This is a genomic window from Vibrio paucivorans (genome assembly GCF_054053395.1).
Window position 1 is genome coordinate 1,230,815 of the sequence record NZ_CM133230.1, and the last position, 14,774, is coordinate 1,245,588.

The 14,774-nt window shown below is 40.1% G+C and carries 16 protein-coding genes and 2 pseudogenes; 6 read left to right on the plus strand and 12 right to left on the minus strand.

Annotation, left to right across the window (positions count from 1 at the left end):
- Window positions 1–2: 2 nt before the first annotated feature.
- From ACXABW_RS05795 to ACXABW_RS05815, 5 genes are read left to right on the plus strand one after another with little or no spacing between them, the layout of a single operon-like run.
- Complete coding sequence (locus ACXABW_RS05795) at window positions 3–917, plus strand: tetratricopeptide repeat protein (RefSeq protein ID WP_457524481.1); 915 nt, start codon at window positions 3–5, stop codon at window positions 915–917.
- On the plus strand, window positions 914–1,369 hold the full coding sequence (locus tag ACXABW_RS05800) for a TadE/TadG family type IV pilus assembly protein (RefSeq protein ID WP_457524482.1): 456 nt from the start codon (window positions 914–916) through the stop codon (window positions 1,367–1,369). Before ACXABW_RS05795 ends, ACXABW_RS05800 begins: the two co-directional genes overlap by 4 nt.
- Window positions 1,362–1,874, plus strand: coding sequence for a tight adherence pilus pseudopilin TadF (tadF, locus tag ACXABW_RS05805; RefSeq protein ID WP_457524483.1), 513 nt, complete (start codon window positions 1,362–1,364; stop codon window positions 1,872–1,874). Before ACXABW_RS05800 ends, tadF begins: the two co-directional genes overlap by 8 nt.
- A 4-nt stretch (window positions 1,875–1,878) precedes the next feature.
- Window positions 1,879–2,403 carry an OmpA family protein gene (locus tag ACXABW_RS05810; RefSeq protein WP_457524484.1) on the plus strand — a complete coding sequence of 175 codons (525 nt, stop codon included), beginning with the start codon at window positions 1,879–1,881 and terminating at the stop codon, window positions 2,401–2,403.
- On the plus strand, window positions 2,397–4,130 hold the full coding sequence (locus ACXABW_RS05815) for a hypothetical protein (protein ID WP_457524485.1): 1,734 nt from the start codon (window positions 2,397–2,399) through the stop codon (window positions 4,128–4,130). The genes ACXABW_RS05810 and ACXABW_RS05815 overlap by 7 nt, the downstream gene beginning before the upstream one ends.
- 152 nt (window positions 4,131–4,282) lie before the next feature.
- Here ACXABW_RS05815 and ACXABW_RS05820 read toward each other — a convergent pair whose 3' ends face one another.
- From ACXABW_RS05820 to tnpA, 4 genes and pseudogenes are all read right to left on the minus strand, one after another.
- A complete protein-coding gene (locus ACXABW_RS05820; protein ID WP_457524487.1) occupies window positions 4,283–4,948 on the minus strand; it encodes a hypothetical protein in 666 nt (221 codons plus the stop codon).
- Window positions 4,949–5,287: 339 nt separating this feature from the next.
- Window positions 5,288–6,798: pseudogene (tnpC, locus tag ACXABW_RS05825) on the minus strand (IS66 family transposase).
- Between the two features lie 125 nt (window positions 6,799–6,923).
- Window positions 6,924–7,271 (minus strand): IS66 family insertion sequence element accessory protein TnpB, encoded by a 348-nt coding sequence (gene tnpB / locus ACXABW_RS05830; RefSeq protein WP_457524489.1) that lies wholly within the window; start codon window positions 7,269–7,271, stop codon window positions 6,924–6,926.
- A complete protein-coding gene (tnpA, locus tag ACXABW_RS05835; RefSeq protein ID WP_457524461.1) occupies window positions 7,268–7,609 on the minus strand; it encodes an IS66 family insertion sequence element accessory protein TnpA in 342 nt (113 codons plus the stop codon). Before tnpA ends, tnpB begins: the two co-directional genes overlap by 4 nt.
- Window positions 7,610–7,694: 85 nt before the next feature.
- Between tnpA and ACXABW_RS05840 the strand changes: the two are divergent.
- A pseudogene (locus ACXABW_RS05840) lies at window positions 7,695–7,943 on the plus strand (5-methyltetrahydropteroyltriglutamate--homocysteine S-methyltransferase); the annotation flags it as partial.
- Between the two features lie 47 nt (window positions 7,944–7,990).
- Here the strand turns inward: ACXABW_RS05840 and ACXABW_RS05845 are convergent.
- The 8 genes from ACXABW_RS05845 to ACXABW_RS05880 all read right to left on the minus strand — a co-directional run bounded on the left by ACXABW_RS05845 (window position 7,991) and on the right by ACXABW_RS05880 (window position 14,682).
- A complete protein-coding gene (locus tag ACXABW_RS05845) occupies window positions 7,991–8,548 on the minus strand; it encodes a VC2662 family protein (protein ID WP_252030418.1) in 558 nt (185 codons plus the stop codon).
- 176 nt (window positions 8,549–8,724) lie between these two features.
- The gene (locus ACXABW_RS05850) at window positions 8,725–9,111 is read right to left on the minus strand and encodes a GspS/AspS pilotin family protein (RefSeq protein ID WP_457524491.1); all 387 of its coding nucleotides are present in this window, start codon (window positions 9,109–9,111) and stop codon (window positions 8,725–8,727) included.
- A 1-nt stretch (window position 9,112) separates the two neighbouring features.
- Window positions 9,113–9,409, minus strand: a complete 297-nt coding sequence (locus ACXABW_RS05855; RefSeq protein WP_457524493.1) for a YciI family protein — start codon at window positions 9,407–9,409, stop codon at window positions 9,113–9,115.
- A 78-nt stretch (window positions 9,410–9,487) separates the two neighbouring features.
- Window positions 9,488–9,883, minus strand: a complete 396-nt coding sequence (gene yciA / locus ACXABW_RS05860) for an acyl-CoA thioester hydrolase YciA (protein WP_252030421.1) — start codon at window positions 9,881–9,883, stop codon at window positions 9,488–9,490.
- An 85-nt stretch (window positions 9,884–9,968) separates the two neighbouring features.
- The gene (locus ACXABW_RS05865; protein ID WP_457524494.1) at window positions 9,969–10,514 is read right to left on the minus strand and encodes a septation protein A; all 546 of its coding nucleotides are present in this window, start codon (window positions 10,512–10,514) and stop codon (window positions 9,969–9,971) included.
- Window positions 10,515–10,616: 102 nt separating this feature from the next.
- Window positions 10,617–10,862, minus strand: coding sequence for a hypothetical protein (locus ACXABW_RS05870; RefSeq protein WP_252030424.1), 246 nt, complete (start codon window positions 10,860–10,862; stop codon window positions 10,617–10,619).
- 108 nt (window positions 10,863–10,970) lie between these two features.
- Complete coding sequence (locus ACXABW_RS05875; protein ID WP_457524496.1) at window positions 10,971–13,520, minus strand: hybrid sensor histidine kinase/response regulator; 2,550 nt, start codon at window positions 13,518–13,520, stop codon at window positions 10,971–10,973.
- Window positions 13,513–14,682, minus strand: coding sequence for an acyl-homoserine-lactone synthase (locus ACXABW_RS05880; RefSeq protein ID WP_457524498.1), 1,170 nt, complete (start codon window positions 14,680–14,682; stop codon window positions 13,513–13,515). Before ACXABW_RS05880 ends, ACXABW_RS05875 begins: the two co-directional genes overlap by 8 nt.
- Between the last annotated feature and the right edge of the window lie 92 nt (window positions 14,683–14,774).

Consider the following 14,774-nt stretch of genomic DNA (forward strand, 5'->3'; position numbering starts at 1 on the left):
TAATGATAATTAAATATGTTTTTATTATGTCACTCATGCTACTACTAACTTCATGTGCAGGAAATATTGAAAAGAACTCAATCAGTGAAGCTCAGAATTTATTGTTTGATATGAAGAATGAAAAACAGGATTATGTTGGTTTAGTAGAGCTATATGAAAGTTCGTTACAGAGGGAGGATATTGATTGGAAAAAAGAAAATTATATCACGTTCATCCATGCTTATTATCAATTGTCAAAATATAATAAAGTAATAAGTATCTACGATAATGTTTATTATCAATATGAATTTAATAATGTTGTTTCTTCCATGGTAGGAAGGAGTTTGTATTATGCAGGAGAGTATGACAGATCAATCTCTACTTTATCTCAAGTGATTGAATCTACGCCTGAACATGAATCTAACCGCGATGACTATTTCTTTTTGAGCGAAGCTTATATTAAGAACAACGATTATTATAACGCTAAGATTTATTTAAAAAAATACATCTTGTTTGATGATATTAAGAAAGAAAAAAGAATGATTGCTAGAAATAACTTAGCTTGGATGCTGTATTTAACAGGTTCTATCAATGAGTCTTTAATTCAATATGAGAGTCTGTCATCGGACTATCCAGATGTTAATAAGTTTAGCAAAACTTATAGCTTCATTGTCGAGAACTATCATAAAGCAGATAGTGTGGGAAAATTCTATATTCAATTATCATCACATCAGAAATTTTCAGATGCCTATAGTAAATTATTGAAATCTTTAAACAGTAAATCGAAAGGGCATAACATTATTATAAAACCTGTTTTAATTGGTAATGAATATTGGTTTAGATTGGTTGTGACTAATTTTTCATCTTATTTTTTAGCAGAAAAACATGCAGCTGAATATTATTCTGAAGACATGGTTCTAATCAAGGAAAGTTTATGAAAAGAAAACAAATTGGTGTAGTGACTGTTGAGTTTTCTATCTCTATATTCTTTATTTTGATTCTGTTCATGTTTTATCTGGAAGTTAATCGATATATATATACCCTTGGATTTGTTGAGCACGCAGTATCTGAGACAAGCAGATATGTTAAAGAATATCCAGCAGTTTACTATGATGATGATTATGATCAGGTGATAAAAGAAATACTGGATAACGACATAGCTCCTTGGAATCTAGCTATAAACGGTGAAAATATAGATTTATCTTATCTTTCTTTTAATAATTTATCAGATTTCCCTGATAATATGACTTCTGAGTGCGACCGGTGTAAATATGCTTATTATACAATTAGTTATCAATATGAGTCAGTTTTTTTACCTAATACCATAAAGAGCGAACTATCGAGAAGTGTGATTGTAAATCAAGAACATGAAGGATGGCGCTATGAATAGGTCAATGATCACGGAAAATAAAGGAAGTATTGTCATTGAAACAACAATATTTTTGCTTTTTATGTCGCTTGTGCTCATGGCAGTCTTGGATGTCGCAAGATTATTTGATTCTCAGTCTCAAGTCGATAAATTGTCGTACTCATTAGTTAGTATTGTAAAAGAAAGAGAGCGGGATTATTTCGATGAAGATTTTTCTCCTAATGATGAACTTGATGAACTACACAGGATTACTTTAGATGTGTTAACCGAAAATAATAGTTCATTAGATCAAGAAGATATTACGTTAGCCGTAAAGTATCCCAGTTCAGGCGGGTATTCAACCGTAACTAAAGGGAATTGCGAACTTGATCTATCGAGTGTAGATATGAGTGATTTTGAAGTAATAAATATTAATTCTGATATTACTAAACCTTACTTAGTTGGCGTATGCATCGATTTGTCGAGTGTGCTTTTTTTCGATGTGTCTCCAAATGTGTTTTCATTTTCAATATTACCTAGGAGGTAAAGAAATGTACTATAGATTGGCTTTTATCTCGATATTTATTTCTTTTTCTAATGTTGTTTATTCAGCATCCTGTGAAACTAGGTTTGTCACATCCAATACTTACTATCAAGGAAACCTGTCTAATGTTAGCGAAACTATAACGGAGGATAATTCAAACTGTTTTGCCGATGATGAGGAAAATCAGTCAAGCACAATGAATTACAGCAAGTTCACTGAAATGATGGCTAAACATAGATCTGCCTCTATATTGTTCAGTTTTGATTCTTATCTATTAAGCGAGCAATCAAAGAATAGATTAGTAGCGAAGATCCAAGACGTTAGTTCTAAAATAATTGTTATTGGTTTTACCGATTACATCGGGTCTAGTAACTATAACGATTCACTAGGAATGAAAAGAGCTGAAAGCATTAGAGAATACTTAGTATCTATTGGAATAACTAGAGATAAGATTGAAGTTTATACTGCTGGAGAAAAGTATTCTATTTCTGATGATTTGTCATTAAATAGAAGAGGCGTAATATTATGGTAAAGTCACAACGGGGCGGTATCGTTATCGTTTTTTTTGTGTTTATATTTGGGTTTCTTTTAACTTTTTTATTTGCCTCTTCAATATTTCACATGACAATGCAACAGAGCAGGCAAAATAATGGTGTCGAGGCTGCGGTTTTAGCTGAAAATGAAAGGATTACTGCTCCACCAATTGGTGGAGGATATGAGAGTGACGAATGGGAGTTATTCAGCGACGGAAACTCACAAGAGGCAAAAGAGTTAGCTAATCACTATATAACCTTTTATACACCTTATGAAGAAAAAGGTGCTTTGTCATATGTGATAAATAATAAGCTATATCACTCTGAAAATAATGTATATGCTCCTCTTACAAAAATTGAGGTCAACAATTCACTGTATTCATATTTTGACAATGACTTTCATGATAGTTCAAATGCAAGAGAAGCTATATCTTCTCAGGAGTCACACCTGGCAGGAACGGACTTAGTTTTCGTTATGGATTTAACTATGTCAATGAAGAATAACGATTTACCAGAAGGCGAGCCAATGTCTAGACTCGAGGCTTTAAAACGGACGGTCAGTGAAACGTTAATTGACTTCTTTGATGAGGATGCTTATGACCCAGCACAATTAAACAGGCTTTCTTTTATACCTTTTGGTAAATCGACTATTGATAAATATCCTACAACCTCGAAGTTGGGTAGAGAAGGAGAACAAGGTACTGTGTGCTCTGTTAATGTTTATTTTAATGATTTAGAAACTGGGGTAGACGGTGATGATGTTGACTTTCGATATTATACATCTCAATTAAGAAAACGAGATGAAGACTATTACCACAGAAAAGATTATCCGTTTATCTACGAACACTTGAAACAAAACAGTGGCTCTAGTAATTTTATAGACTATATACCCGCGATCGACGTCGATGAAACTCTAAATGAATGGAACAATTTAAATCGAGTTGCAGGAAAAATTATATCTAGCCCTCAACTTACCTCCACTACAGATTTTAATACGTTAACACATGGATTTTTGGAAAAGTTTTATGCAGAGGTTGGTCAGTCTGAGATGATGGAGCCGGAGTATGAGCCATTCCGTCCTTTTTTTGGTATGACATGTCGAAATCGGCTAGGGGGACCAAGCCTAGAAAGAACAAAGGTACAATATCAAGGGTATGGCGAATACACTAACATATATTTAAGTGAGGGTGATCAGCAAGAGTATCTAAAGGAACGACTTGACCAGTACTCACCTACTAACGGAACGTATTCCTATAATGGGTTGATTAAAGGAGCACAGGCTTTGTATATGGGACAATTCGTAGACATTGAGAGATATGAGAGCGAACTAGTTCCTAATTTTGATATCTTTTTTGATGAAAATGGTGAGTTGAATGATTTCGATATTACTAGCCAGGGACGTACTAACCGATTTCCTGCTATGTTGATAATCAGTGATGGCGATGAAACTAGGGGATCAGTTTTAAATGAGCTAATCTCTAAAGGTTTTTGTGATAAGTTGCGTGAAAACATGCCAAATTTAATGATAGGTCTTGTGGGTGTTGGCTATGACCCAACAGACCCTGATAGTTCAGCTACAGCTAACTGGATGGATTGTGTTTTGGATGAAGATTTAGTGGTCGCAGTGTATTCATACGAAAGTTTAAAGGAGTTTGTAGAAAAATTCATGCGTGCTTCCGTTGATCATCAATTTAAGTCCTCACCACGTTTAATTAATACTGAGTAAGCTACATATTTATTTACTTGAGCTCCCGACATATACGGAAACATCGGTTAGTTTGTTATTGAAATTCGCTATTTAAATGCTAATAACCTCCCCCTCCTTAATCAGGATTAAGAAAGGGGGAGGTTAATCAGTAAAAACTATTTCTTAGGTTATTATTCTTGCACGCAGGTTTCACCGTCATATGCAAATATTTGTAACCCTTCAAATACAACATCTTCTGCACAATCAACGAAGTCATCACCTTGTACATAAACTCCTACTTTAGGGATAGTATCTCCATCTTTAATATTTATGGTAGGGTCGTTAAAAAATTCATTATCAGTATTGTAGCTATGTGATCGATCCTCTGAAATCCAGCCTCCTTGGCTATCAGCTGCATAATCCTGCATGATTTGTGATTGGAAAGCACCATAGATAGGTGTAGTACTGGTATTTTTTATGACAATAACAGACTCTACTGGAACTTCTTTACACGAACCTTCGTCATAAACAAAGCGCTTTTCTCCCGTAAATACAACATCTGTTCCGCATTCAACAAACTCTTCTCCAACTAGAAACGCAATTTTGGTAATGGTTTGTCCTTCCCTAATGCCAACAGAAGTAGAGTTGAAAAATTCATTGTCAGTATCGTAGGAATGTGAGCGATTCTCCTTGATCCATCCTCCAATGCTATCGACCCCAAGGTCGACCATAATTTGGGATTGGAATGCAGGAATTATAGGAGTGCTACTAGCATTTTCCATATGTATGACGGTTTTTGCTAGGGCGCCGGTAGCTATACAAGGAAGTAAAAGTCCTAGGGCAACTGATTTTTTCATAGTGTAATCCTCATTATTAGAGACTATAAAATCCATCTTTTCATTATCAAGTCCATTGAACGAGACAATATTACTCATGGCTTGGCCAAAGAAATGCGCCATATGCTGCATTTTTGTTGGAAAAAATATGCTTTTTTATTAATTTGTTTTTTTATGTTTTTGTTTATCTGATGATATGTTGTTTCTTTTTTTTACCCACAGGTTGCCGGATGGTGTTAGCTGGGTAAGGATTAATAAATGCAAGGATTATATTTTGGTAGGCAGGTAATATAATGTAAGCTGGCGGTAAACACCCTATTGCAATAAAAAACGGAAGGTGATTAGCCTTCCGTTTCTTTCCTACTCAGCGGATTGTAAGTCTTTGATGTTCCATGGCATCAGCGCTTCTAAATTATCGGGTTCGACTGCCAGTCGCTCAAAACAATAGGTCAGATACTCTGCCGGTGCAAGCCATTCGCCTTAGCGGTCTCAACTAAGCTATACAAGATGCAATTGCTACGGGCACCACGCTCACTTTTAGTAAATAACCACGCCTTCCGTCCAACCACAAACGGACGAATGGCTCGCTTGCCTCTGTTGTTATCGATGCTAAGTCGGCCATCGTCAATATAGCGCATCAGTTTATCCCACTGACCCAATGTGTAATGAACCGCCTTTCCTAAAGCACTTTGTTTGGAAATACGAAGTACCGTCTTATCCAACCACTTTTTAAACTTCTTCAGTTCCGCTTTTGAGCTAGTTTGACGTTCATTGTATCGCTCTGTCGCTGAGCTATTACGCTCTTTGAGCAATGCTTCTGTGCGATAGAGCTTTTTGATGTGAGTTAACGCAACACGAACACCACCTTAGTCATTACCTTGCACTTTCTGGGCATCGATAAATTTACGGCGTGCGTGAGCCCAGCAACCCACGAGAGTAGCCTCCGTATCATGATAACCTTTGTAACCATCAACATGCAGATAACCCTGATATCCATCAAGAAACAGAGAAGCATACTGACCTGAACGGCCCATTTGATGGTCATACAAGACAATATTGTGGGCGTTTTCGTTATAGGTTGGAGGCTCTGGGCCATCGGTACCTGAGCAATACACCCACATATAGGTTTTGCTCTTGTCACTATCCACTACTTTGACAGGCGTTTCGTCTGCATTAAGAGCACTTTCTTTAAGCAGGTGGCTTCGAAGGTGTGTCCAAACACTCTCTAAAATCTCCGCTCCTTGAATACCCCAGTCAGCCAGTGTTCGACGACTGATATCAATACCCCAATCACCAAATAGCGACGCAATGCGAGTTAACGGCAAGCCATATTGGAATTTCATGGCGATGACCTGAGCAACGAGACTTGGTGTTGCAAAGCTTTTAGGGAATACTGTTGCAGGTATAGAGGCTTGATAGATGACGGTTGATTCACCTTGTTGCTCGCAATGACGGCAGACACACTTAGGTCGAATATGTTGCTCAACTTCAACTTTAGCTGGGATAAAGACCAACTTCTCAGAAATGTCTTCCCCAATGGTATGGAGCTCATCACCACAATCCGGACAACATGTTTCCTCTGGCTCATGGCGAATTACAACTCTGGGTAAGTCTTTCGATAAGGGTTGGCGTTTGGGGTTGCGACGAGTTTTACCTGTTTCTAATGAAGGTTCAGTGGTTGACTCAGCTTCAACAGGCTCGTCTTCAATATCAAAAAGTTCACCTTGACCAGTATCGACCTCAGAGCTTGCGCCAAAACGATGATGTCGAGCTAAACGCAGCTCTTCAAGCACTTGGTAGTAACGATGTTTAAATTCATCTCGCTCAGCAGCCACTTCATCTCGCTCTGAGACAAGCGTGGCAATCGTCATCTCAAGCTCGTGAAGAGTATGCTGAGATTTTAAGTGATTAGTAAGAGAATCATTCGTCGTTTTCATGGTATGAATTATACCATGAAATCAACTGTTAACTGGTTGGTTCTGTTGAAGTTTGAGCCTTATTCCATAAGGCTTTCAACGAGTACAGCACGGTGACCAGATAAAGAAAAACCAGCGAGTAATGCGTTCAGCTCATGAGGCGCTAACGTTAGTGTTTTCGTGCCCTTTGTCGACCAACGGAATCGGTCGCGATCTAACCGTTTGTACCACAATGCGAAGCCAGTTCTATCCCAGTACAGCGCTTTCACTTTATCCTTCGACTTATTGCAGAAGACGAAAAGCGCAGACTGGAATGGGTCAAGCATCATGGTTTGCTCGACTAGGTAAGCTAAGCCGTCGATGGATTTACGAAAATCGACAGGTACTGGGTAGAGGTAAAGTTGGTCAAATTCAGAGAATGTCTTCACGCATTCACCTCACGAATAAGCTGTGCAACCCACAGAGGTGAAGTTCGATCACAAAGACTGATGCTGATGTGGCCAATCGTCAAAGAAATGGATGACGTGCAATCGATAAGGGGGGATGGGACATCATGTGAAGCTTCATGACTTGCATTGACCTTAACAAATTCTTCGACACCTTCTTGTAAGATTTTTAGTTCAATGCGATTACGATGGCGATAGAATGCTTGTTGGTTAATGTTGTTCTGATGACAAAACTTAGCGACGGACAAGCCGCTTTCACGCTGAGTTCGAATCATCGTCGCCCACTCTTCATCAGTTCTGGTACGGATAGGTCTTGGCATTGCTGATCCCTTTTAAGATATTGGAAGCCATGACCATATCGAATTTGGAGTGGGATTATTAGATGGGGTTTACCGCCAGCTTACGTTTGAAGAGTTCAATTACCCTAATGAAATAGGGCCCGGCGTCTATGACATCCATTCACCGAACATTCCAACTGAGGAGTGGATTCAAGGCTTATTGAGGAAAGCGGCAGAAAGAGTACCAACGGAAAGGTTATGGGCGAACCCAGATTGTAGCCTGAAAACCAGAAGCTGGGAAGAAACAGAAGCGGCGCTCACTAATTTAGTATCGGCCGCGAAGAGTATTCGTAAGGAGTGGGCCGAAAAGGCGTAACAAAAATGCCGCGTTTATACGCGGCATTTTTTATATTTCGAATCGAATTACTTAGCAAAGTTTACGATTGGGAAACACTTGAAGAAGCCGTTGTCTGCACAGTTAATCAGACCGATTTGCACGCCTTCGATTTTCGCTGTTTTGTTGAATACACCAACTTGAACTGTAGATGTTTCAGAAAGGTTAGCCGCACCTAGATCGAATAGAGTGTTACCTTCTGAGTAGTTTACAAAACTGAAGTTTGCGCCTTTAACGTCGTTTGTTACGTTTACTGCACCGAAGTTAGCACCTGTTGTTAGGCCTGTGTTCCAGTTGAAGAAACCGAAAGAAGCACCTGTCATGCTGTTGTTTACTTTTGACGCACCAAAGATACCGAAGTTAACACCTGTTGTGTTGTTTGTTTCTGAAAGACCGATAACTGCTAGGTCGACACCTTTTAGCTCATCTACTTTACCGTAGAGTGCTGCAACACGAACACCGCCTACGGCGTTTTCGTCTGGTGCATTAAAGTTGTCGATTGAAGAGAACATTACAGGCGTTGAAGCGAAAGCAACTGAAGAAGACATAGCAGCCGCGACTGCTAGCGTAGTAAGAACTTTTTTCATAATAACTCCATCTTAAAGTAATATGCTGAAAAGGACGAACAATTCCATATGTACAAATATATAAAAAGTTCTTCAGCATCAAGACGCTAAATATATGTAGCTAGGCAGCAATATGCAATAGGTTCACTGTCTGAGTTGTGTAAACTCAATAAAAAATGCCCCTAGTGGGGCATTTTTTATTGGCTACAAGTTTTCTGGTCGATGAATTCGTCGATCATCAATTGACCACGACTATTTCGCATCTTTATCCGGTAGCTGACGCCGACGTCAAGGTTATCTTTCACATCAGGATTATTGCAGTAACTATTGACGCTCATTTTCATGACTTCTTGTACTGGTTTCGCCCCTTTAGCATCATCGTTATATACCATCATAATTTCAATGGTAGTGCCTTTCGAGTTGGCACGCATGATGGACAGTGGCCCATGTTCCAGCGGAAGTTCTGAATTGAGCAAGTTTGCACGATTATTGGCAATCAATTCGAGCTGGCGTTTCTGCTCGGCATTGGAAGAACAACCTGCAAGTAGGGCGATAAAAAGTAGTGAAGAGAAAACCTTTTTCATATCAGAATACTTTCTTAAATGGCTTAACAGTAACGTTTTGGTAAACGCCGGCTTCGATGTATGGATCCGCATCGGCCCACGCTTGTGCATCTTCTAGAGAGTTGAATTCTGCGATAACCGTTGAGCCAGTGAAACCAGCTTCGCCTGGATTGTCAGAATCAATCGCTGGCATAGGCCCAGCGGTTAGAAGGCGACCTTCATCTTGAAGTTCTTGTAAACGAGCTAAGTGCTGGGGTCTTACACTCAAGCGCTTTTCTAACGAGTTTTCTACGTCTTGAGAGAAGATTACGTACCACATATGTGTATGTCCTTATTATTGAGTCACGTTAAGCAATTAAAGTAACAGATTTGTACGGACTGATGTTAGAACTTAATGTCAATTTTTGATTGGACGTGGCTTACCATCACTATCCACTGCGACATAGTGGAAGGTCGCTTCACAGACTTGGAATCGTTCACCTACGCCATCTTCTTTTACAGGTTTTACCCATACTTCAAGGTTAATGGACATGGAGGTGCGACCTATTTTGGTACATTCACCATAGCAACATACGACGTCGCCTACTTTTACAGGCTTTTTAAAGGCGATGCTAGACACTGATACTGTGACGATCCTGCCGCTTGAAATCTCCTTCGCTAATATCCCACCAGCCAAATCGAGCTGAGACATGATCCAGCCACCGAAAATATCGCCATTAGCGTTAGTATCTGCTGGCATTGCTAGGGTTCTGAGCAAAAGTTGCCCTTTAGGAGAAGTAATTTCTTGATTCATGATTTCGACATCCACAACAAACAAAACAGCGACCGCTAGGGTCGCTGTTAATCAAAGCGTCATTATATCAAAACTGGTTTCAATTTCACTCGGTGGAGCCGCTTTTCTCTCTAGGTAGGTGTTTGTAGATATAAACCCCTGTCAGGAAAGTAAAACCGAACGTAGCGGCAAGTAGGCCAAATACTTTGAAGTTAACCCAAACATCAAGAGGCAAGGAAAAAGCGATGTAGATGTTTAATCCAGCGCACAGCGAAAAGAAAGCCACCCATGCCCAGTTTATTTTGGCCCAAGCGTGATCGGGTAGGGAGATTTCCTTGCCTAGCATACCTTTTATTGCAGAGCGCCCCATTAGATGGCTAACAGACAGACCAATTGCGAAAATGGCGTATACAATAGTGACTTTCCACTTAATGAAGTTCTCATCATGCAGGAAGATAGTCATTCCACCGAATACCGCAACCATTAAGAACGTGATGACTTGCATCTTTTCGACTTTCTTAAACAGAGCATACGTCAATGCAATTTGAATCGCGGAAGCAACGATAAGAGCACCAGTCGCAACGTATATGTCGTACATCTTGTATAGTGCGAAGAAAATGATTAGCGGGATAAAGTCGAGAAGTTGCTTCATGTTATGTAGGAAGGTCTTAGATCTATTTGCTTTAGTCTAACCAATGTGACGTGATTGCAACACAGCTGGAGAAGAATTGTTCCTGCTCTCCAGCTGCGTAGGTTAATACTCTTGAGACTCTAGTTTAGGTATTTGCCCTTTAAAGTCTTCAAGGTAGCCCTCGTTTCTTAGGTTGTCGACGGTGTTTATGAGTTCATCGTTACTCATTGCAAAACAACTCGATTTTCCTGTCATTAACGCCAAATATTCATGGTATTCCATCTCGGTAAAATGGCCTATGCGGTCAACGAGCAGCGATTTAATACCGTGGTGAATCAACCCATAGTATGTATGTCTTTGAACTTCCATGACTCGTACTCCTATCCATCTCAGCAGCCAAAATACTGCCGCTTAATACTGATACGAGAGAAAAGCATAAACAGTGCCATTTTTATGACCTGCCCATAGGTAAATGAGTTAGTGTACCGTTTGTTGTTGGGCCTTCTGAGCGAGTAGGTGAGTAATCATTGACTCTAGTGCCTGTTTTGTCGTGGGTTTTTCTAGGCGTCCGTCCATAAGTTGATCGATTCGGTTTAAATCATACGTAGAAGATTCCCCTGATAAAGCGACGATCGGCGTAGCCGGGGATATCTCCTTAATTAACTCACTTGCTTCGAATCCATTCATTTTGGGCATCTGTATATCCATCAATACCAAATCAACGTCATTCGAACGAAAAACGCTGACAGCAGTTTCGCCATTATTGGCTTGAATAACATTGATATCCAATTGCTCTAGGTAGATTTTCACTAGTGCTCGCTGAACCTCTTTATCATCGACGATCAGGATTGTCTTTTTAGTGACATCGACAGCAGTTGTACTGTCTACAGGGGCCGGCTCTGAGAAGCTGCTATGGAGTGCGTATCTATCCGGTGAACCAGTAGAAGGGATAGGTGGCGAAATGGTTGAACCAATTGATACAACAGGAAAATATAACTGGAACTCGGTGAACTCGTCGAGCTCTGATACGCATTCAATCCTGCCACCAAATGCTTCCATCACGCGTTGGCAATAGCCCAAACCTAGGCCACTACCGCCGCTCTTGTTGTGCGTAAAAAAGTCATCGAAGATCTTGTATCTAAGGGTTGGCTCGATGCCAGGGCCCGTATCACGGAACAGGATGCAGTTCTCATGATCGCCCTTTTGCAGTGTTATTTCAATTTGACTGTCAGGATAAGAGTCGAAATAGTAAATCGCATTTCTTAGCAAATTGAATACGACAAAGCTAAAGAGTGTGTCGTTAATGTTAGCGATAAAATCGTCGCTGTCAGTAAAGTGAACTCGCTGGCGAACTTGTTCATTCTCGAATCCATAACGGCCTAAAGCCGTGGAAAGGGCATACGAAATAGAGTTAGGTGACGCGGGTTCTTGCTGTAGTGAAGAATCGCTGACTTCTCGTAGAATGATATCGATGAGCTGTCGCCCTCTTAGGATAGCGGCACTGCCTTTATCTATCGAGCCCAAAATACTTTGGAGCGAATCCCCGCTGGTGACTTGTAGCTTTAAATGTTCGAACTGCAATTGTACTTGAGCTAATGGGTTGCGCATTTCATGGGCAATTGAATTAGCGAGAGCTTGGGATTGAGACACTTTTCGGTCTGCGTTGATATAGCTTTGTACTTTTGAAAAAACCTGCTGGAGTGCACTGATCTCCTCATTAGAAAATAGTGAGCCATCTTTTTTATGCGGTGAGACGAGCAGATGAGACACGGTAGAGTCGTGGTCGTAAAGCGGCAATACCAGTGCCGTATTGCTTGAGTGCATTTTTGTATGCAACTCACTCAACCTTTCATCAATACTGGATTTAGAATCGCTCAGTTCATTAGCGATTTCATCTACGATGAGAATCGATTTTTTTGAAGATAGGTAGTTGGCGTAAGCGACATCTTGATAGTTGTTAGTGACCAACTGTAATTTTTCCTGTGGGATATTTAACAGTTCGGCAAGCTTCTCTATCGCGTTGCGAGTGGAATGTTGAAAGTCACGCTCTAGTGCAAGAATTTGTTCGACAGGGGTATATGGAGAACCATATAGGACACGGGCTATCACGCGTTTAACTATATAGGAAACCTTCGCCCAACTTAGGCCGACTAAGATGCACAGAGTGCCTGCGATGAGCACTTCGTTATAGGAATCAAGAAAAAAGACTAAAGATGAAAGAGGCAACGAGAATATGATCCCTGTTGCTACGACGGTTGAGCTTATATAAACGATGTACTTAGGGCTGTAGAAACGCTGTGTGAGAATTGCATAGCCTACAAAAAACATTTCACTGATAGCGAATGCGGGTGGCAACCAAGTTAGGGAGAAATCACCAAATAGGTAAGTCATACCCACGTGGATGAATGCGGTTGAGATCATAAAGACCAAAATTCCTGCAATCATGTAGTTGTTTTTAGCCTGTTCAAGTTTAGTTTTGTGTCTCTTATGCCTCATTAAATTGAACAGTGTTAGAAAAATTAAGGTAAGTACTGAATTGAAGAATAGTCCAGTGTACTCGCCGAATTCGATGAAAAAATCACTCACACTGTTTACTGATACAGATTTGACCGCTAGGTCTGGAGACAAGTTAACGTAAAGAGCGAAAATAGAAAAAACCAAGAAGACACTATTCTGCCACAAAGGTACAGGTTTCTTTCTTTGGTTAGATAACAAGCGACAAGAGAAATAAAATGCAAAAGCAAACGCAAAATATGAAGCTAGGTTGGCAAATTTTGCAAAGAATACTGCTTTGTTCTGCCCACTGGTTACCAGGAAGTCTGTGTGAAAATAGGCGTTACTAAAAATCCAAAGCATAATGCATATTGAATAGCATAAATATGGAAGTTGGTATGAGGTAAGCGAGTGCCGATTAGCCTTTTTTAAACTTACCCAATAGTACGCTAGCCAAACTAGTACGGACAGGCCGGTAGCAATAAGAATCAAAGCTTTTGGATACAACATAGGGCTGACAATTGCACTAAGCATACATGTCTCCTTGTTCTTTTTGGCGTTGCTTCATGATGTGTCGCTTGTAGGTTCTAAAGTCCGTTTCTAGAAATGCTCTAAGCATGATTTTGTTGTTCCAAAACCCTTTAAACGTAAGAGTCTTGTTTTCATTTATATCGCAATAGCTACTATGAAAATATGCATCAAAGTGGGTATTGTCGTAGAAGCGTAACATCAATGGTTGGTCGATAATAGTTAAACTGTAACGAAATCCTGCATCTACGACTTGTTGGGCTAAATATCTTTGAGCGATGTATAGGAAAAACAGTTTTTGTCTGTCTTCTCCGCTGATCGTCAACCGTAGGATCTCGCATATTTCTTCTTTATTGTGTAGGCGACTTTCGAAGTCGTGCTCGAAGTCTGCAACATTACTAAAGGCTTGTGGTTCAACACCTTGGAGCATGAATACCTGTTCAAGTTCCATTTGTCTTTGATTTTCTAAGCAGAAGTTCCAGCGCGGTGATTGGAAAGAAGGGTGGTAACTTAACCAGTCTGAACGGCGGTTCCAACCTTGGATGAGTGCGCTAGATATAATAATAGGGTAGGGGTGAGCCTGAGAATGATGTGTGAGTAAAAAGTGGGTGCCAGACTGCGATAGATGAAGGCAAAGTAACATTTCATACCACTTTTCATGTCGGACAAATAAATCTAGATTGATAAGAGTAATAGCGTCGGGCAAGCTCATGGCATAGTTGCTATGGAATGTCTGGAAGAGTCGCTGATCGCTGGCTATGTCTTCGATTGTCTCGGAAACATACTGGTTTTGGTCGTTGGGTAGGTAACCGACAGATTGTAAACATTCACTTTTGCGATACTTTTTATGTACTTGGTAGATTTCATAGGCACACCAAAATTCCATCCAATGCTGAAAGTGTTTCAAGCCACTTTGTTCGACTTCAAACTCAAAATCATCCATTTGCAGGTTGCTTGAGCACACTTTTCGGTAGGCATCAGATGAGAATACGACTGAAAGGTCCCTTTCTTTAAGCCAAGGCGCAAGTACCAAGACTTGCTCACGCCGCTTCTCCGCGATAGTTCTAAAAAACGTATATTTGTCAGAGACGTGGTGATTCAAATGTTCAAAAAGGGAAAGTACTGCGGAAGGGTAGGAATAGGAGTGAATATTATTTTTGCTTTCCATAATTTACCTATAACTGACGCTTGAAGTTTATGCCAAGTGACTAGAGTCCTAGTGTCGAAAATACTTTTTATATTCAATATGTTCTAGTTCAA

What these genes read in the sequence shown, in the direction of transcription:
- tnpA (WP_457524461.1), bottom strand. Translation starts at nt 7,609, where the DNA reads ATGCCAAGACCTATCCGTACCAGAACTGATGAAGAGTGGGCGACGATG.
- ACXABW_RS05800 (WP_457524482.1), top strand. Translation starts at nt 914, where the DNA reads ATGAAAAGAAAACAAATTGGTGTAGTGACTGTTGAGTTTTCTATCTCT.
- ACXABW_RS05810 (WP_457524484.1), top strand. Translation starts at nt 1,879, where the DNA reads ATGTACTATAGATTGGCTTTTATCTCGATATTTATTTCTTTTTCTAAT.
- ACXABW_RS05820 (WP_457524487.1), bottom strand. Translation starts at nt 4,948, where the DNA reads ATGAAAAAATCAGTTGCCCTAGGACTTTTACTTCCTTGTATAGCTACC.
- ACXABW_RS05795 (WP_457524481.1), top strand. Translation starts at nt 3, where the DNA reads ATGATAATTAAATATGTTTTTATTATGTCACTCATGCTACTACTAACT.
- ACXABW_RS05875 (WP_457524496.1), bottom strand. Translation starts at nt 13,520, where the DNA reads ATGCTTAGTGCAATTGTCAGCCCTATGTTGTATCCAAAAGCTTTGATT.
- ACXABW_RS05815 (WP_457524485.1), top strand. Translation starts at nt 2,397, where the DNA reads ATGGTAAAGTCACAACGGGGCGGTATCGTTATCGTTTTTTTTGTGTTT.
- ACXABW_RS05865 (WP_457524494.1), bottom strand. Translation starts at nt 10,514, where the DNA reads ATGAAGCAACTTCTCGACTTTATCCCGCTAATCATTTTCTTCGCACTA.
- ACXABW_RS05880 (WP_457524498.1), bottom strand. Translation starts at nt 14,682, where the DNA reads ATGGAAAGCAAAAATAATATTCACTCCTATTCCTACCCTTCCGCAGTA.
- tadF (WP_457524483.1), top strand. Translation starts at nt 1,362, where the DNA reads ATGAATAGGTCAATGATCACGGAAAATAAAGGAAGTATTGTCATTGAA.
- ACXABW_RS05855 (WP_457524493.1), bottom strand. Translation starts at nt 9,409, where the DNA reads ATGTGGTACGTAATCTTCTCTCAAGACGTAGAAAACTCGTTAGAAAAG.
- yciA (WP_252030421.1), bottom strand. Translation starts at nt 9,883, where the DNA reads ATGAATCAAGAAATTACTTCTCCTAAAGGGCAACTTTTGCTCAGAACC.
- ACXABW_RS05850 (WP_457524491.1), bottom strand. Translation starts at nt 9,111, where the DNA reads ATGAAAAAGGTTTTCTCTTCACTACTTTTTATCGCCCTACTTGCAGGT.
- ACXABW_RS05870 (WP_252030424.1), bottom strand. Translation starts at nt 10,862, where the DNA reads ATGGAAGTTCAAAGACATACATACTATGGGTTGATTCACCACGGTATT.
- ACXABW_RS05845 (WP_252030418.1), bottom strand. Translation starts at nt 8,548, where the DNA reads ATGAAAAAAGTTCTTACTACGCTAGCAGTCGCGGCTGCTATGTCTTCT.